This window comes from Aeromonas fluvialis, from assembly GCF_000819885.1.
Taxonomy (GTDB): Bacteria; Pseudomonadota; Gammaproteobacteria; order Enterobacterales; family Aeromonadaceae; genus Aeromonas; species Aeromonas fluvialis.
This window is the reverse complement of record NZ_CDBO01000055.1, coordinates 43,691-60,010: the sequence shown is the minus strand read 5'-3', so window position 1 is coordinate 60,010 and position 16,320 is coordinate 43,691. Positions and strand designations below refer to the sequence as shown.

Annotated in this window: 22 protein-coding genes and 1 pseudogene; 16 read left to right on the top strand and 7 right to left on the bottom strand. The window is 58.5% G+C overall.

Features of this window, described 5'->3' with window-relative positions; all coding sequences use genetic code 11:
• Positions 1-598, bottom strand: a pseudogene (locus BN1125_RS18600) (transposase domain-containing protein); the annotation flags it as partial.
• Positions 599-919: 321 nt separating this feature from the next.
• Between BN1125_RS18600 and BN1125_RS12235 the strand changes: the two are divergent.
• Positions 920-2,290: an L-serine ammonia-lyase gene (locus BN1125_RS12235; protein WP_042012557.1), complete on the top strand. Its 1,371-nt coding sequence runs from the start codon at positions 920-922 to the stop codon at positions 2,288-2,290.
• Between the two features lie 521 nt (positions 2,291-2,811).
• Here BN1125_RS12235 and BN1125_RS12230 read toward each other — a convergent pair.
• Positions 2,812-3,090: a YcgL domain-containing protein gene (locus BN1125_RS12230; RefSeq protein WP_042012556.1), complete on the bottom strand. Its 279-nt coding sequence runs from the start codon at positions 3,088-3,090 to the stop codon at positions 2,812-2,814.
• A gap of 107 nt (positions 3,091-3,197) precedes the next feature.
• On the opposite strand from BN1125_RS12230, the gene minC reads away from it, so the two are divergent.
• From minC to mtgA, 5 genes are all read left to right on the top strand, one after another.
• On the top strand, positions 3,198-3,902 hold the full coding sequence (gene minC, locus BN1125_RS12225; RefSeq protein ID WP_042012555.1) for a septum site-determining protein MinC: 705 nt from the start codon (positions 3,198-3,200) through the stop codon (positions 3,900-3,902).
• Between the two features lie 18 nt (positions 3,903-3,920).
• Positions 3,921-4,733 (top strand): septum site-determining protein MinD, encoded by an 813-nt coding sequence (gene minD, locus BN1125_RS12220; protein ID WP_042012554.1) that lies wholly within the window; start codon positions 3,921-3,923, stop codon positions 4,731-4,733.
• Positions 4,734-4,735: 2 nt separating this feature from the next.
• Positions 4,736-5,002, top strand: coding sequence for a cell division topological specificity factor MinE (minE, locus tag BN1125_RS12215; RefSeq protein ID WP_042012553.1), 267 nt, complete (start codon positions 4,736-4,738; stop codon positions 5,000-5,002).
• A 197-nt stretch (positions 5,003-5,199) separates the two neighbouring features.
• Complete coding sequence (locus BN1125_RS12210; protein ID WP_005352317.1) at positions 5,200-5,526, top strand: HI1450 family dsDNA-mimic protein; 327 nt, start codon at positions 5,200-5,202, stop codon at positions 5,524-5,526.
• Positions 5,511-6,302 carry a monofunctional biosynthetic peptidoglycan transglycosylase gene (gene mtgA / locus BN1125_RS12205; protein WP_042012551.1) on the top strand — a complete coding sequence of 264 codons (792 nt, stop codon included), beginning with the start codon at positions 5,511-5,513 and terminating at the stop codon, positions 6,300-6,302. The genes BN1125_RS12210 and mtgA overlap by 16 nt, the downstream gene beginning before the upstream one ends.
• A 3-nt stretch (positions 6,303-6,305) precedes the next feature.
• Here the strand turns inward: mtgA and BN1125_RS19715 are convergent, their stop codons facing one another.
• Positions 6,306-6,434 carry a hypothetical protein gene (locus tag BN1125_RS19715; protein WP_019445852.1) on the bottom strand — a complete coding sequence of 43 codons (129 nt, stop codon included), beginning with the start codon at positions 6,432-6,434 and terminating at the stop codon, positions 6,306-6,308.
• A gap of 149 nt (positions 6,435-6,583) precedes the next feature.
• Between BN1125_RS19715 and BN1125_RS12200 the strand changes: the two genes are divergently transcribed.
• Positions 6,584-6,907: an HI1450 family dsDNA-mimic protein gene (locus BN1125_RS12200; protein WP_042012550.1), complete on the top strand. Its 324-nt coding sequence runs from the start codon at positions 6,584-6,586 to the stop codon at positions 6,905-6,907.
• Positions 6,908-6,945: 38 nt separating this feature from the next.
• Here the strand turns inward: BN1125_RS12200 and BN1125_RS12195 are convergent, their stop codons facing one another.
• Together BN1125_RS12195 and BN1125_RS12190 are read right to left on the bottom strand one after the other, a co-directional pair.
• Entirely contained in the window at positions 6,946-7,257 is a 312-nt protein-coding gene (locus BN1125_RS12195) for a DUF1289 domain-containing protein (RefSeq protein ID WP_042012549.1), read from the bottom strand.
• Between the two features lies 1 nt (position 7,258).
• Positions 7,259-8,137 carry a CvfB family protein gene (locus BN1125_RS12190; RefSeq protein ID WP_042012548.1) on the bottom strand — a complete coding sequence of 293 codons (879 nt, stop codon included), beginning with the start codon at positions 8,135-8,137 and terminating at the stop codon, positions 7,259-7,261.
• Between the two features lie 233 nt (positions 8,138-8,370).
• Between BN1125_RS12190 and BN1125_RS12185 the strand changes: the two genes are divergently transcribed.
• The 4 genes from BN1125_RS12185 to BN1125_RS12170 all read left to right on the top strand — a co-directional run bounded on the left by BN1125_RS12185 (position 8,371) and on the right by BN1125_RS12170 (position 10,754).
• Positions 8,371-9,585 carry a UPF0149 family protein gene (locus BN1125_RS12185; protein ID WP_042012547.1) on the top strand — a complete coding sequence of 405 codons (1,215 nt, stop codon included), beginning with the start codon at positions 8,371-8,373 and terminating at the stop codon, positions 9,583-9,585.
• Positions 9,586-9,755: 170 nt separating this feature from the next.
• Entirely contained in the window at positions 9,756-10,220 is a 465-nt protein-coding gene (locus tag BN1125_RS12180; RefSeq protein ID WP_042012546.1) for a MarR family winged helix-turn-helix transcriptional regulator, read from the top strand.
• Between the two features lie 2 nt (positions 10,221-10,222).
• Positions 10,223-10,411 (top strand): DUF4250 domain-containing protein, encoded by a 189-nt coding sequence (locus tag BN1125_RS12175; RefSeq protein ID WP_042012545.1) that lies wholly within the window; start codon positions 10,223-10,225, stop codon positions 10,409-10,411.
• A gap of 163 nt (positions 10,412-10,574) precedes the next feature.
• Positions 10,575-10,754: a hypothetical protein gene (locus BN1125_RS12170; RefSeq protein WP_042012544.1), complete on the top strand. Its 180-nt coding sequence runs from the start codon at positions 10,575-10,577 to the stop codon at positions 10,752-10,754.
• 167 nt (positions 10,755-10,921) lie between these two features.
• Here the strand turns inward: BN1125_RS12170 and BN1125_RS12165 are convergent, their stop codons facing one another.
• The gene (locus tag BN1125_RS12165; RefSeq protein ID WP_042012543.1) at positions 10,922-11,509 is read right to left on the bottom strand and encodes an FMN-dependent NADH-azoreductase; all 588 of its coding nucleotides are present in this window, start codon (positions 11,507-11,509) and stop codon (positions 10,922-10,924) included.
• A 225-nt stretch (positions 11,510-11,734) separates the two neighbouring features.
• Here BN1125_RS12165 and BN1125_RS12160 point away from each other — a divergent pair, with 225 nt between their 5' ends.
• From BN1125_RS12160 to BN1125_RS12145, 4 genes are all read left to right on the top strand, one after another.
• Positions 11,735-12,625, top strand: a complete 891-nt coding sequence (locus BN1125_RS12160) for a DMT family transporter (protein WP_042012562.1) — start codon at positions 11,735-11,737, stop codon at positions 12,623-12,625.
• A 97-nt stretch (positions 12,626-12,722) separates the two neighbouring features.
• Entirely contained in the window at positions 12,723-13,901 is a 1,179-nt protein-coding gene (gene purT / locus BN1125_RS12155; RefSeq protein ID WP_042012542.1) for a formate-dependent phosphoribosylglycinamide formyltransferase, read from the top strand.
• A gap of 127 nt (positions 13,902-14,028) precedes the next feature.
• Positions 14,029-14,688, top strand: a complete 660-nt coding sequence (hxpB, locus tag BN1125_RS12150) for a hexitol phosphatase HxpB (protein ID WP_042012541.1) — start codon at positions 14,029-14,031, stop codon at positions 14,686-14,688.
• Between the two features lie 273 nt (positions 14,689-14,961).
• Positions 14,962-15,165 (top strand): CPXCG motif-containing cysteine-rich protein, encoded by a 204-nt coding sequence (locus tag BN1125_RS12145; RefSeq protein ID WP_042012540.1) that lies wholly within the window; start codon positions 14,962-14,964, stop codon positions 15,163-15,165.
• Positions 15,166-15,305: 140 nt separating this feature from the next.
• Here BN1125_RS12145 and BN1125_RS12140 read toward each other — a convergent pair whose 3' ends face one another.
• On the bottom strand, positions 15,306-15,923 hold the full coding sequence (locus BN1125_RS12140; protein WP_042012539.1) for a riboflavin synthase: 618 nt from the start codon (positions 15,921-15,923) through the stop codon (positions 15,306-15,308).
• A 135-nt stretch (positions 15,924-16,058) separates the two neighbouring features.
• On the opposite strand from BN1125_RS12140, the gene BN1125_RS12135 reads away from it, so the two are divergent.
• Complete coding sequence (locus BN1125_RS12135) at positions 16,059-16,265, top strand: YaeP family protein (RefSeq protein WP_042012538.1); 207 nt, start codon at positions 16,059-16,061, stop codon at positions 16,263-16,265.
• Positions 16,266-16,320: the final 55 nt, after the last annotated feature.

The window sequence follows — 16,320 nt, the reverse complement described above, 5'->3', positions numbered from 1 at the left end:
CCATGTGTGGGAATACGCATGGCTCGCCTCCCGCCTGACCAGATTGTATCCCAGCAACAATCCCCACAACTCCTGATATACCAAGTCCACCTTCTTGCTCCTCAGCGTGATGGCATTGTGCTGCATCGAGTTTTTGATATCCCTGTATCCCAGCTCGATTTCCCAGCGCTCGTGGTACAAGGTCGCCACCTGAGCTGCGCTGAATTGCCCCACGGGGAGCAAGGTAAATACGGTTTTCGCCTTGCCCGCCACCTCATAGGTCACTGCACGAACTTGCCAGTGCGTTGGCAGCAAGCCGCTGGCGGGCTTGAGAAAGGGCGCTGTCATCAAGCATGACATCATTAGCCAAACCGTCGGCACAGATGTTGAGGCGCCGAGCGACCTCGGAGATAGGCTCATTGCGGAAAAAGGCCATTCCCACGACGAGCCACAAGACCATATCAGAGGGTAAGCGGCGTCGGCGGATAGTGGCCTTTTCAGACAAGGCAGCAGCGGCGCGAATCCATTCGTCGGGTATATGGTCGGCAAAAATTGCCAGCCGAGCCAACATGTCGCCAGATGCCTCAATAACGTCGTTCAGGTCGTTTGCAATAGACATAAAAAATCCGGAACCAGTGATTGGTTCCGGATTGTCCTATAGCAGAAGGATCGGTCAATGGATCCTTAACTGATCAGCTTTGCGGCATTGCCGGATATTTTTATGGGCAAACGCTTAACAAAATGGATAAGCACCAAAATAAATTTTATACTCGCGCCTCAAATTCAACAGAAATGGATCTATTTCAACTTTTTTTAGGTCTCGAGCCGTTACATTACGGTTATCTGGTTCTGTGACCCGCGCCGCCAAGCGCGTTCCAAGGATCTCCCAACTTTCTGTGAGTGGGCATGCCGCCCCCTTCGACCCTGAGGTAATAGTGACATGATCAGCGTTTTTGATATCTTCAAAATCGGTGTAGGCCCCTCTTCTTCCCACACTGTCGGCCCGATGAAAGCGGCCAAACAGTTTGTTGACGAACTGCGCGCAGGCGGCAAGATCCGCGACATCACCCGGATCAATGTCGATGTCTACGGCTCCCTCTCCTGGACTGGCAAAGGCCACCATACCGACACCGCCATCATCATGGGCCTGGCTGGCAACCTGCCAGAAAATGTCGATATCGACGCTATCCCCGAATTTATCTCCCGCGTAGAACAGACCGAGCGCCTGCCCATCGGCCTGCACTGCCACACGGTCAGCTTCCCGCGCGATGCCATGGTCTTCCACGACGAAGCCCTGCCGCTGCACGAGAACGGCATGAAGCTGAGCGCCCTGATCGAAGACGAGCTGGTTTACAGCAAGACCTACTACTCCATCGGTGGTGGCTTCATCGTCGACGAAGAGAACTTCGGCCAGGCTGACAGCGGCGACATGTCCGTACGCTATCCGTTCAAGAGCGCCGCTGAGCTGGTTGCCCATTGCAGCCAGACAGGTCTCTCCATCTCTGCCCTGATGATGGAAAACGAGAAGTGCTTCAACACTCCGGAAGAGATCTACAAGAAGTTCGGCAAGATCTGGAACACCATGCGTGAAGGTATCGAGCGCGGCTGCCGTACCGAAGGCGTTCTCTCAGGCCCGCTGCGCGTACCCCGTCGTGCCGCACCGCTCTACCGTCAGCTCAACACCAACGAGAACCTCTCGAGCGATCCGATGAACATCGTTGACTGGGTCAACATGTTCGCTCTGGCCGTGAGTGAAGAGAACGCTGCCGGTGGCCGCGTGGTCACTGCACCGACCAACGGCGCTGCCGGTATCATCCCGGCCGTACTGGCTTACTACGACAAGTTCATCCAGCCGGTTGGCCGCGACGAGTACACCCGTTTCTATCTGGCTGCCGGTGCCGTCGGCATCCTCTATAAGATGAACGCCTCCATCTCCGGCGCCGAAGTGGGCTGTCAGGGTGAAGTGGGTGTTTCCTGCTCCATGGCCGCTGCCGGTCTGACCGAGCTGATGGGCGGTAGCCCGGAGCACGTTTGCGAAGCCGCTGAAATCGGTATGGAACACAACCTGGGTCTGACCTGTGATCCGGTTGCCGGTCAGGTACAGGTGCCTTGCATCGAGCGTAACGCCATCGCCGCCATGAAGGCAGTCAACGCCTCCCGTATGGCCCTGCGTCGTACCTCCAAGCCGCGCGTCTCCCTGGACAAGGTGATCGAGACCATGTACATCACCGGCAAGGACATGGACTCCAAGTACCGTGAAACCTCCCGTGGTGGTCTGGCCATCAAGGTAATGCAGGTTGCTTGCGAATAAATAAGGGTTGTGACCCTCATCTGAACAAAGGCGGGGTATCCCGCCTTTTTTATTCCTAAATTAGGTGCGGAATGTCGGATGCATGTCCTGTCCGAATATGTCATCGATGTGGTTAAGGATGATGTCGTGGTTAAGCATGGGCTCTGTCTGTTTGGTATTAGCTGGTCAAGAACAGAGATCATACCTCAGAAGCCGCGCCACGCCTCGCTCATATGGGGGGATGGCTAAGGCTCAAGGGAGGGTTGAAAATAATCGATGAATGAACCAATAGCCGTTGAAATGGAGGAGGTGGGTGTGCGCACTTGCTATTTTTGTGAGCGCCAGCAAAGGTTGACGATATGGTGTTGAGGACTGCTTGACTTTCTATTTAAACAGCGAAAGGTGAATATCACCAAAGGGAGGGTTTAATTTCAGATCCTGTCACCGGATTATCGCAGAGCACATCCCCGGGGCCGGAATGCGTCATGGAGAGTCACAAAGAATTAGTCCCGATGGGCAGAACACACCACGGGGCTGGATATTCAGGCTGTTTTTTTCAGGCTGGCCTTGTGCTGCTCCAGCAAATTCTCGGGGGGCGGCGGCACCTGCAGGTAGAACCCCTGGCTGGTCAGCGCGGCCATCACCTTGCCGACATCAGCCAGCCCCAAGGGCTTGGCCGGGTCCAGCTTGGTCATCAGCACCAGCTCGGGACGCCCGAATGCGCTCAGCAATGGCTCGGGAACACGGGAGAAATCCTCTCTTCTTTCAACAAAAAGGTAGGTCTCGGCTTTTTTGCGACTTTTATAGACTGCACACAACATGGAAATTGATATAATCCGACGAGTTTATTGCCTCTGATGGGGGCAAACTATAACATCAGGAATTGAATAACAATAACGGATTAGCATCTCTGCCTCGGGGAAGATTCATGGTTGAGCGCGATAACGAATTGAAAGGGACCACCTTCACTATTTCTGTGTTGCATATCAGCGATGGCGAGCCTGAGCGGATACGTCAGTTGTTGGCCGAAAAAGTGGCCCAGGCTCCCTACTTTTTTAATTGTGCGCCGCTGGTGATCAATGTTTCCAGACTGGAGCATATTCCCGATTTCGAACAGCTAAAGGAGCTGGTAGAGTCCGAAGAATTTGTGCTGGTCGGGATCACGGGGGCGCGCAGCGAAGATATGAAGACGGCCGCCAAGGCGGTGGGACTGGCCGTGATGGCCTCGGGCAAGAGTCGCATGAGCGAACCAGAACCCGAGCCAGCCCCCGCACCAGCAGTGGTTCCCGAGCCCGCCCCCTTGATCCCGAGCAAGGTACATGTGGGGCCGGTTCGTTCCGGCCAACAGATTTACGCCGCCGGCACCTCCTTGGTGGTGCTGGGGTCCGTCAGTCCGGGAGCCGAAGTACTCGCCGACGACAGCATTCATATTTATGGCACCCTGCGTGGCAGAGCCATTGCCGGCGCCCGGGGAAACACCCAGGCCCGGATCTATTGCCAGCAATTACAGGCCGAGCTGCTCTCCATCGCGGGCACATTCCAGCTGAGCGATGCATTGCCGGCAGACCTGATCCAGCACCCGGTACACGTCCGGCTGGACAACGAACAACTCCGAATAGACCGTATCAAATAGAGTTACAAGGAAGCGAGAATGGCGCGAATCATAGTCGTTACATCGGGTAAAGGTGGCGTTGGCAAGACCACAACCAGTGCGGCCCTGAGCACCGGCTTAGCCCAGCGTGGTCACAAGACAGTGGTCATTGACTTTGACATCGGTCTGAGAAACCTGGATCTCATCATGGGCTGCGAGCGTCGTGTGGTGTATGACTTCGTCAACGTCATCAACGGTGAGGCCAACCTCAATCAGGCGCTGATCAAGGACAAACGCTCGGAAAATCTGTTTATCCTGCCCGCCTCCCAGACCCGGGATAAAGATGCCCTGACCAAAGAGGGTGTCGAGAAGGTGCTGGATCAGCTGACGGAGATGAAGTTCGATTATATCGTCTGCGACTCCCCGGCGGGGATCGAGGCCGGCGCACTGATGGCCCTCTATTTTGCCGACGAAGCGATCGTCACTACCAACCCGGAAGTCTCTTCCGTGCGTGACTCCGACCGCATCCTTGGCATCCTGGCCTCCAAATCCCGCCGTGCCGAACGCGGTGAAGATCCCATCAAGGAACACCTGCTGCTGACCCGCTACTGCCCGACCCGCGTTAACCGTGGCGACATGCTGAGCGTGCAGGATGTGCAGGAGATCCTGGCCATCCCGCTGCTCGGGGTGATCCCGGAGTCCCAGGCGGTGCTGCGCGCATCCAACTCCGGCGAGCCGGTGATTCTGGACAAGGAGTCCGATGCCGGTCAGGCCTACGAAGATGCGGTGTCCCGCCTGCTGGGTGACACCAAGGATTTTCGTTTTCTGGAAGAAGAGAAGAAGGGCTTCTTTAGCCGACTGTTCGGGAGTTAAACATGTCATTATTGGATTATTTTCGTTCCAACAAGAAACAGAACACCGCACAACTGGCCAAAGAGCGGTTGCAGATCATCGTTGCTCACGAGCGTTCATCCAGAGGGGGGCCGGATTACCTGCCCCAGCTCAAGCAGGATATCCTCGATGTGATCCGCAAATACGTCAACATCGATCCGGACAAGATCACCGTCCAACTGGATCAGAAGAGTGATGAGCTGTCGGTACTGGAGCTCAACATCACCTTCGCCGATGACAAGAAGGGATGAGCTGACGCCCTATGCGTGCCCCCTTCCCCCAATGAAGACCGGATCCTGTCACTGGATCCGGTTTTTTATTGGCACAAAAACAGGTCACAGCGGCTCGCCTCATCTCGCCAAGGGGTCTGCCGACCGCTAGAATAGCGCCGCCCCGCAGGCCGTGATCTGCGCAGGCACCTTTTTCTCTTTTCTGGAACAGACCGCTTATGTCTATGAATGACGAAATGCACAGCGTCGAGGAACTGCTCGATACCGCCCTCGAACTCTTTATGGAGCTGGCCTCTGACAACCTGCCGGAGCAGGAGATCGCCCGTTTCAATCAGGAGTTTAATGACCGCGGCCTGCTGGCCGAAACCGACCCGGCCGATGACTGGGAAGCGGACGTGGGATTTGCCGTGAGCGACACCGATTATGCCGAGATCTGGGTTGGTCTTGGCAATGAAGAACAAGAGTATGAGCACCTGTTTGCCCGCATGTTGCTCTCCCGCCGTGTTGACGAGAAGTTCTGCCACATCGAATGGCTGCCCCAATAATTCCGGATCCCGATGATCCCAGCCACTATCAGTGGGAGTCAGACCCTGACGCCGTGGCCCCCGTGCGCACATCTGCATCGCTTGGGCGCCGGGTGTTGAGGTGGGCAGGCAAGATCGCGCTGGCCGGGCTGCTCTGCTCGGTCGGCTCGGTCGCCTTGCTGCATTTTATCGATCCCCCCATGTGGAGCTGGCGTATCGAGCGGGCCCTGTTTCCGCCCGCCAAGATCACCCAGGTGCGCCATGAGTGGGTGGATCTGGAGTCCATCTCCAGGGAGCTGCAACTGGCCGTCATCGCCGCCGAGGATCAGCGCTTTGCCGACCACAACGGCTTTGACATGGATGCCATCAACGCGGCGCTCAAACACAACCAGCACAGCGAGCGGGTGCGCGGCGCGAGCACCCTCAGCCAGCAGACCGCCAAGAACCTCTTTATGTGGAGTGATCGCAGCTTCCTGCGCAAGGGGCTGGAGGCCTGGTTTACCCTGCTGATGGAGCTGGGTTGGGACAAGGCCCGCATTCTCGAGGTCTATCTCAATATCGTGGAGTTCGGCCCCGGCATCTATGGCGCCGAAGCTGCCGCCCGCACCTACTTTGGCAAACCGGCCAGCCGTTTGACCCGCTACGAGTCATCCCTGCTGGCCGCCGCCCTGCCCAATCCGTGGCGCTATCGGGTCAAGCCCCCTTCGCCCTATGTGCAGAAGCGCTCGGTCTGGATCCGCCGCCAGATGGGGCAACTGGGCCAGATCACCCTCAATCGGGTGCATCAGGCCGACTGAGCTTCAGGGCTCATCGGGCTTCTCAGGTGGGCCCAAATGGCCACCTACCGTCTCGCGGTGGAGCGGCAGATAGTGCCACCACCAGGCCTCGCGCCGCCGTTTGATCTGTTGCCGCCGTCCCCGCTGTTTCATCCCTTCACTCCCTGCCTGTTCACTCGCGCCTTAACCATACCCCCACAATAGCGGCTTGGACAAGATAACCGCGCCTTCGGCGCACTGGTCTGGCCGCCATCATCAATAATTGTTACAGTAGCGAACCTCGATGTATCTGGAGTGATTTCATGGAACAGCGTACCCCGGATCAGCTGGTCGAATGGGCCTATGATCAGTTTCTTGAGCAGGCCGCCGACATGCTGGCCCCCGAACAAATTGTCGACATCACCCTGGAGTTTGAAAAGCGTGGCGCCGTGGAGGCGACCCTGCCCAATGCCGACTGGTCGACTGAACTGGGTGAGCCGGTCGATATGGAGCGTTGGGTCGAAGTGTGGGTCGGTTTGCTGGATCATCAGGATGAGTTTGAAGTGATTTTCGCCACCTTCCTGTTACCCCGTCTGCTCACTGAAGATCACGTGCATGTGCGCTGGCATCGCCAGCAGCAAGCATAAAAAAGGCGCCATCGGCGCCTTTTTATTCCTGTTTTTTGCTAATCCTGCGCCGCGATGGCCTTGGCCAGACAGCGGCGACACCAGCAGGCGCTGGCCTCCTGCATCGGCAATACCGGCAACTGGCTGCACCAGCACTGCGCTATGGTCTGACCGGCAGAGACGGCGCAATAGGCCGGTTCGCCACAACCCGGGCAGTGGTGGGTGCTCTTGGTGCCAGCCAGCTCGGCCATCACCCCCAGCTGGGCCTTGCTCTCCATTGCCGACCAGTGGCCGATCTCGGTCAGGGTGCGGCCACAGCCAAGGCAAAGCCCATCTTTCGCCTTGCACAGGCCAACACAGGGGCTCGGCATCTTATTCGCTATCCTGCGCCTGTTCGCCTGCTTGCGCCTGCGCGGCCCCCGCCTCGGTAAGGGTGATGGCATTGTCTTCGATGACAATCTTGCCCTGCTTGTAGAGGCCGCCGATCGCCTTCTTGAAGGTGCCCTTGCTCATGCTGAACAGCTTGTAGATGAGCTCGGGTTCGCTCTTGTCACCCACCGCCAGACTGCCACCCTGCTTTTTCATCCGGCTCAGAATGCGCTCACCGGCATCATCGACTCGGGCCAGACCCGGCTTTTGCAGGGTCAGATCGAGCTTGCCATCCTCGCGCACCTGCTTGACCCAAGCGGTTTGCGGCCGACCGGTCATCACCCGGCCAAATACTTCATTCTTGAACAGCATGCCGGGATACTGGCCGTTGACGATCACCTTGATGCCAAGGGGCGAGTGCTCGCCGGGCAGCGCGGTCACTTCGTCACCGACCTTGAAGTTGCTGCCAGCCGGGGTCAGGAAACGTTCGATGCGGCTGGTGCCGACCATGCGCCCTTCGTTATCCAGTTGCAGACGCACCAGATAGACGTGGCCCACCTGCATCGGCTTGTTCTGCTCGCGGCTGGGCACAAACAGATCCTTTTTCATCCCCCAGTCGAGGAAGGCACCAATCTTGTTGGCATTGACCACCTTCAGACCGGCAAATTCGTCCACCATGGCAAACGGCTTGTCGGTGGTGATCACCGGCTCGCAATCGGCATCCAGATAGAGGAAGACCTGCACGCTATCCCCCTCTTTCACCCCTTCCGGCAGTTGACGCTTGGGCAGCAGCAGTTCACCGTACTCATCGGCCGCAAGCCAGGCGCCACGGTCTTCGAGTTCAACAACGGTGAGGGTGTTCATCTTGCCAATCTGTATCATGGTGCTCTCTATTTTTTCATTACCCGGATGGGCCAACTGATCATGGCCCCTATGGGCGCGCATGTTACCTCAAGAGCGGTAATCTGGCCTAGTCCCCAAGCCACCACAGGCCGCCCTTTCGCCGCTATCTTACTCGCCTATGGTGATTAAATCGTCAAACAGGCGGCCATTTACTGCAAATGACCCCACTTTTAGGTAGACTCCGCGGCTGTTCGAATCCTGAGGAACTGTTGATGAACCCATCCACTCGTACCCGTCATCTTAATCAATGGATTCAGAGTCACAGCCAGCAGGACATGACCTACCCGGCCCTGCACGGCTTTCTCTGTGCCCGTCTGGTGGGACCGACAAGCCCTGACTGGCAACGCCCGCTGGCTGGTTTGCTTGAGCAGGATGCCGAGCTGGATAAGAAGAGTGCAGAGGCGCTCAACCACCTCATCGCCGAGCTGGAAACCCAGGCCCATGACGCCCAACTTGCCCTGCCCAGCCAGTGCAGCCTGCCCAGCAGCAATCCGGATCAGGTGTTCGAACAGAGTCATCCCCTAGGTCAATGGTGTTACGGTTTCAGCCAGGGCTTTGCCACCTGGCCCAAGCCGAAGGATTTGAACGACCCGACTACCCAGTACCGCTTCAGTCTTGCCGCCGAACTGAGCCTGTTTCGCGACAAGCAGATGGCCCAGATGCTCTATAGTGCCGCCGCCAGCGAGCTCCCCTTTGTCGAGTTCTGCAAACGCCAGCGCCAGAACATGAAAACCGCCCTCAACCAGCTGCTCAACCTCGACCAGTACCAGGCCGCCCCCAGCGTCAATGTGGCACCCAATGGTGAACAGGCCCAGCAGTGGCAGGCCTGGTTCGAGCTGGCCGACAGCTGCCGCGATCATCAGGCCCGCCTCGGCTGGTTCGAGAAGATCATCGCCGATGCCACCCCGCTGTTTGACGAAGCCTTCTGGCAGCAAGTCGCCTGCCACAGCTGGAGTGCTCCCGAGCTGCGCCCCCTGCTGGCCGCCAGAGCCGGTCGCGCCGACTGCCTGCTGCGCCTTGGCAAACTGGGTGAGGCCAAAGCAGAGTATCTGGATCTGCTGACGATCTGCGTGGCCGATGAGCCGGGTTGCCGCTACAACCTCTCCACCCTCTATGCTCTACAAGAGGATTGGCCGGCGCTGGCCGCCCTGCTGATGCGCTTCGATGAAGCCTCCAGCTGGCTGCTCTACAACAAGGCGCTGATGGTCTTTGCCAGCGAGGGTGCCGAGGCGGCCAAGCCCCATCTGCTGGTCGCCATCGAGGCCAACCCGCACATTCCGGCCTGCCTGCTGGGTCAGCGCAAGCTGCCCAAACAGGAGCCACAAAGCTGGCGAGCGGGCAGCCGCGACGAGGCCGCCCTCTACGCCCTGCATACCCGCAAGGCGTGGCTCAAGCAGAACGCCCTTATCTGGTTGCGTAAAGGCTGAACCGCGTTGGCTTAAAATCCCGTCGGTCAGATCCGGTTTTTCCTTGAGGGCGTGCGCCGCCGCACATTTCATCGCAACTGGGTCAGACAAATCAGCTTGAGTTTCGTATCATCAATGTCAAAGTATCAAAAGAAACTGCATCTGATGCAGCCGTCACAGCAGGGTGTAATATGTCAAAAATCATTGCGTTACTCGCTCACTACCCGCCCTATCAGTTGGTACATGCCGCCGAGATGCTACGGGATACCTTCGAACAATTTTATGAACAGCGTTACCAGCTGACCGTTCCGCAGTGGCGCCTGATGATGGTGCTCGGCCCCAATTTCCCCATCAGCCAGAAAGAGCTGGTCGAGGCGAGTGGCATGGACAAGGTGCGCATCTCCCGCGAGATCCGCCGTCTGGTCGAAAAAGGGATCATCTTCACCGAGAGCTGCGAGCAGGACAAACGCATCAGCCTGGTCTCCCTCACCAACGCCGGTCAGGCCCTCTTCCAGCAGCTCAAGAGCGAAGCGGGCAGCTGGCAGCATACCCTGACCGACTATCTGCCGAGCGAATCCCGCGAGGCGATCCGCCAGCATCTGCACAGCGTCAGCGCCGCCATCGGCCAGCTGCAATCGCTTGATAGGAAGAAGTAATCGTGGATTTGAAAACATTCGCCACCATGGACATCAACATGCTGTTGAGCGTCGTCAATATGCAGCTGCGTGATCGCTATGACGATCTGGAGGATCTCTGCAAGGCGCAGCAGATCGATCAGTCCGCACTGGAAGCGCGGCTTGCCAGCGGCGATTTTCACTACCAGCCAGCGCAGAAACAGTTCCGATAAGGGTAGGTTGCGGGATCGGGATCACAGCACCAGTGATGGCGCTGGCTCTGCGGTAAAAACCTGATATGGTCTGAACAGCCCCAACAGGGTGATGCACGGATACATCACCCTGTCACAATAGAGCATTAAAATCGTTTCAGGTGAGCAACCCAAGGATGGCCCCATGCTATTGATGACCCGACAGAGCCTGTTGATCACACTCTGCACCCTGTTGATGATCAGCCTCTTTACCCCCCAATTGCCGCAAAGTAGCGAACAGTGGCTGACGACCCTGTTGATTGGCCTGTTGGTCGCGGTGGCATTGCTGCTGGTGCGCGGTTGTCGCCGTTTTATGATGGAGTAGTGACTCCGCCAACCTCTTTTAGACGATCTCGCTTGCCGCGATACTCTTTGTAGCAGCAACGTCTGTCGCAATCACACAAGCCAAAAAACAAACGCAGCCTGATGGCTGCGTTGTGGTATCTGGCGGGGCCCCCTTGAAGAGATAGCCCCTGATGGGGTAAAGAGCCTTTAGATAGCCAGAGACTCCAGCTGCGCTTTGGCCGCTTCCATCCCCTTGCTCTGGGCATCCGGGCCCATCCCCATCCCTTCAGCGTAGATGAAATCCACCTCCTTGATACCGATGAAACCGAGCACGGTGCGCATGTAGGGGGTCACCAGATCGGTGGTGCAGCCGACATGCATGCCGCCACGGGGACTGATCACCAGCGCGCGGGTGTTCTCCATCAGGCCAACCGGACCGGTCTCGGTGTAGCGGAAGGTGACGCCGGCACGAGCCACCAGATCGATCCAGTTTTTCAGCTGGGTCGGGATGTTGAAGTTGTACATGGGAGCGGCAATCACCACCAGATCGCTTGCTTTCAATTCGGCGATCAGCTCGTCGGACTGGGCGATCACCGCCAGTTGACGCTCATTGAGGTTGTCACCCCCGCGCAGACCGGAGGCCAGCTCGCCATCCAGCACCGGCAGGTTGAGGGCGGCCAGATCCCGCACTGTGACGATGTCGCTCTGATGCTGGGCGAGGAAGCCGTCGATCAGGGCGTTGGATTGGGAATATTGACCCAGGATGCTGGATTTGAGTACGAGGATGTTGGCCATGGTGAAACTCCATTTGGTTGTCGATTGAACAGCATCGCTGTCGATGGAGGTCACTCTAAACATTGCGCTTCTTTGCTGATAGCAAAAATAGATGCTCAACTTATTCAATATTTTTGATGAAAGACCACTTCCTCGCCAGCCAGCCCCGAGGCGACGCTTCAACCCTTGGCAGAACAAACGATTGCCGTTATGATCCGCCGCACTTTTTTCAGTGTTCCGGATCCCATGGCCCCCTCACGCAGCCACTCTCCTCTGGCCGGTGCAGTCTGGATGATGGTGGCAGGCCTCTGCTTCGCCGCCGTCAACAGCCTGAGCCAGTATGTCAGCTTCAAGCTGGGCCTTGCCTCGACCCAGGTTGCCTTTCACCAGTACCTGATCGCCCTGATTTGCCTGCTGCCTTGGCTGGTTCGTCATGGCTTGCGTCAATCCATGATGACCAACCAGCCGCGACTGCATCTGCTGCGGGTCGCCCTGGCGGTGGTCGGCATCCAGTTCTGGTTATGGGCACTGGCGGTACCAGTGCCCATCTGGCAGGGGATAGCCCTGTTGATGACCTCGCCGCTGTTTGCCACCCTGGGGGCGGCGCTCTTTCTCAAAGAGCGGGTGAGCCGCGTCCGCATCATGGCAACCCTGGCGGGCTTTGTTGGTGCCATGGTGATACTCGCGCCCTGGACTGATGAGTTCAGCTGGGCCTCCCTGCTGCCGGTTGCAGCGGCACTGTTCTGGGCCGGTTATTCCCTGCTGGTACGCTATCAGGCGGCGAGTGAATCATCCCACACCATAGTCGTCTACTTGCTCATCTTCAGCACCCCGTTCAATGCCATGCTGGCACTGCCACAGTGGCAGTGGCCGAGCGAAACCCAATGGCTGCTGGTGGCTGCCTCCGGCGTGCTGTCGGCACTGGCCCAGATGTCTATCGCCCGCGCCTACAGCGTGGCGGAGGCATCGTTTATCCAACCCTTTGATTTCGCAAAGCTGCCGATGAACGTGCTGGCAGGCTGGCTGGTGTTTGGCTGGGCGCCCCCCGGCCGTCTGTGGCTTGGCGCCGCCATCATCATTGGCGCCATTACGTTGCTCACCCATCTGGAGCAGCGCGCTCACAAACCCGTTTCCTGAGGTACGCCATGCGTACCTCTTTTTTTGCCCGTTATTCCCGCAATCAAGTGTGCAATAGCGGCCATCAACAGTGACCATCGACATCAGGAGAGATCGTATGTTTGGAACCGCAACCCGCCCCGGCGCCACCCGTGCCCTGCTGCTGGGCTCCGGCGAACTGGGCAAGGAGGTCGCCATCGAGTTGCAACGGTTCGGGATCGAAGTGATCGCCGCCGACCGCTACCCCAATGCCCCCGCCATGCAGGTGGCGCACAACGCCCACGTGCTAGACATGCTCGATGGCGCCGCCCTGCGTGCCCTGGTTGCCGAGGTCGAACCCGACCTCATCATCCCCGAGATTGAAGCCATCGCCACCGATACCCTGGCGGCCCTGGAACAAGAGGGCGTCAAGGTAGTGCCCAACGCCCGCGCCACCCAGCTCACCATGAACCGGGAAGGGATCCGTCGCCTCGCCGCCGAGACCCTGGGTCTGCCCACCTCCCCCTACCGTTTTGCCCAGAGCAAGGAGGAGTTTGTCGCCGCCGTTGAAGCCATCGGCCTGCCCTGCGTGGTGAAACCGGTGATGAGCTCGTCCGGCAAGGGGCAGAGCGTGCTGCGCAGTCTCACCAAGCTGGATGAGAGCTGGACCTACGCCCAGGAAGGCGGACGCGCCGGGCGGGGCAAGGTGATCGTTGAGGGCTTCGTCCCCTTCGAGTACGAAATCACCCTGCTCACGATACGCGCCATCGATGGCATTCACTTCTGCGCGCCGATCGGCCACCGTCAGGAAGATGGCGACTATCGCGAATCCTGGCAGCCGCAGGTGATGAGCGAACTGGCACTAGCCCGCTCCAGAGAGGTGGCCGCCAAGGTGGTCGAGGCGCTGGGTGGCTACGGCCTGTTCGGGGTCGAGCTCTTTATCAAAGGCGACGAGGTGTGGTTCAGCGAAGTCTCCCCCCGCCCCCACGATACCGGCATGGTGACTCTGATCTCGCAAGATCTCTCCGAGTTCGCCCTGCACGTGCGCGCCATTCTGGGGCTGCCGATCGGTACCATCACCCAGTACGGACCGAGCGCCTCCGCCGTGGTACTGCGCGAAGGGCACAGCCAGGATATCCGCTATCAGGGGATTGGCGAGGCATTGGCGCTGGTGCCGGGCGCCCAGCTGCGGCTGTTTGGCAAGCCGGAGATCGCCGGTCGCCGCCGTCTCGGCGTAGCGCTGGCCCGCGCAGAGGATTGCCAGGATGCGGTGGAAAAAGCCAACGCCGTGGCCGCCAAGGTCGAGGTAATGTTCTAAGGGCATTTTTTACCACTGAAAAACAAACGTTTGCCGATGTGATCGGGCGCAAGGGGCATGGCAATGCCCCTTTTGCATTTGACCGTCAGGCTTATAATCCCCTCTTCAACTTTGTCAGGAGTACAAGATGTTAGCTGCCGTGATCTTCGATATGGATGGTGTTCTGATCGACTCGGAACCCTTTTGGCAACGGGCCCAGATCGCCGTGTTCTCCGAACTAGGTCACCCCCACACCGTCGAGGATTGTGAATCGACCATCGGCGTGCGCATCGATCAGCTGGTTGCCCACTGGTATCGCCTTCGCCCGTGGAGCGGCCCGACGCAGGAAGAGGTGGTGCAGCGTATTCTGGATCGGGTCAACGCCCTGATCCTGAGCGAAGGTCAGGCCAAGGCGGGCGTGCTGGAAGCGCTTGACCTTATCGAGGCCCGCGGGCTGAAAGTGGGTCTGGCTACCTCCTCACCCTTTGCGATGGTAGAAGCGGTGCTCGGCAAACTCGGCATTCGCGATCGCTTTATGGCGGTTCACTCCGCTGAAATCGAGCGTTTCGGCAAACCTCACCCGGATGTCTATATCCACGCCGCCGAGAAGTTGGGGGTAGAGCCGGTTCATTGTCTGGCCATCGAAGACAGCTTTACCGGCCTGCTGGCGGCCAAGGCGGCCTCCATGACTGCGCTGATCGTGCCGGATCCCGCTTTAGTAGGAGACCCCCGCCTGGCCATCGCCAACTACCAGCTGAGCTCGCTAGCCGAACTCAATGCCGACATGCTGGCCAGCTGGATCAAGTAACGCCTCCCGGCGCCTCGTTGCACACGCTTTCTTCTACTCACAGGGGGCATCCAGCCCCCTGTTATTGCCAAACAACCGTTGGCAATCCCCCCTCTTTTCACCGGTCATTTGCAACCAGATGACCCCTCTCACACACACCCCGCCCAACCGGTTGCACCTTGCCATCGCGCTGGCTTGATCTTTGTCATAAACGTGCGTTTACTCGCGGATAACCCACTTCAGCCCGACTAGAATCAGGGTTGATAAGCGGCCCCAAGGCCCGAGGAGGTTATCATGATCGAGTACACCAGCAAGCGCATCGTCTGCCCCCACTGTGGCCACCATACCCGGGTCGAGCTGGATGCCAGCCAGGGTGATCAGGAGTTTTACGAAGATTGCATGGCCTGCTGCAATCCAATCCACCTGCGGCTGCACCGGGATGAGGAGCGCGACCGACTGCAACTCTTTGTGGATGCCGACGACGAGCAACTGTTTTGATTGCGAGTCACAAAAGGCCGAGCAGCTGTTTTGATTGCGAGTCATAGACAGTCGAGTGATTATTTTCACCACGTGAATAACAAGGGCCTGCACACCGCAGGCCCTTGCTTATGAGGCGATTGAAACCGAGCCGTTTCCTTTCAGTTACCCCCGCGTGCCGCCAGCACCCGTTCCACGGTATCGACGATGACCTGGGTCTGGGGATCGATCTCGATATTGGTCTGCCAGCCAGCCTTGACCCACCCCAGATTGGTACGGGCCAGGGTCTCGGGGATCAGGTGAACGCAAAACTCTCGCTCTCGCACCTCACCGATGGTCAGGCTGATGCCGTCGATGCCGATGTACCCCTTGGTCAGCACATATTTCGTCAGCTCGGGGGCGAGGCGATACCACACCTGACGGTTGTTGGGGGTGTCGATCACCGAGGTGACCTCTGCCATTCCGATGATATGACCGGACATGGCGTGGCCGCCGATCTCGTCGCCAACACGGGCGGCACGCTCCACATTGACCCTGTCCCCCACCTGTAGTTGCCCAAGGTTGGTCAGGCGCAGGGTCTCCTGCATCAGATCGAAGCTGACCAGGTCCCCCTCGACCCGGGTGACAGTCAAACAGCAGCCGTTGTGGGCAACCGAGGCGCCGAGGGCCAGCCCTTCCCCCCACGGGAGGCTTGGCATGCGGATCACATGGATACGGAAGTTGGGTTGCTCCTCGATGGCCACCAGTTCGGCGGTCCCCTGCACTATGCCAGTGAACATCTCTCGTCTCCTCCTGCTACGGCAAAACGGCAGGTTAACCTCGGGCAGAAGGTGAGACAAGGGGAGAGGCTGACAAGCTTGCGCCCGATCGCTATAGTGACGCCGTTCACATCCGGGTAAACAAGGAAAAAAACAATGCAAGTATATCAATGTTGTGAAGCGATCCGCATCGCCTATAACCAGATTGGTTCCGGCGAGCAGGGCTATGTGCCAAACGCCATCGCTGCGACCATCCGCGCCCTCAACGCCGTCGTCGCCGATGAGCGGGTTCCCAGCGAACTGCGCGAACAGGCGGCTTATGCCGCTGCCAACCTGCTGATCAGCGATCACCAAGACGCCTGATCCTGTCCCCCCGGGGCGACAACGGTTTCGGCCAGTTTGAATTTCAGGCTAGAAT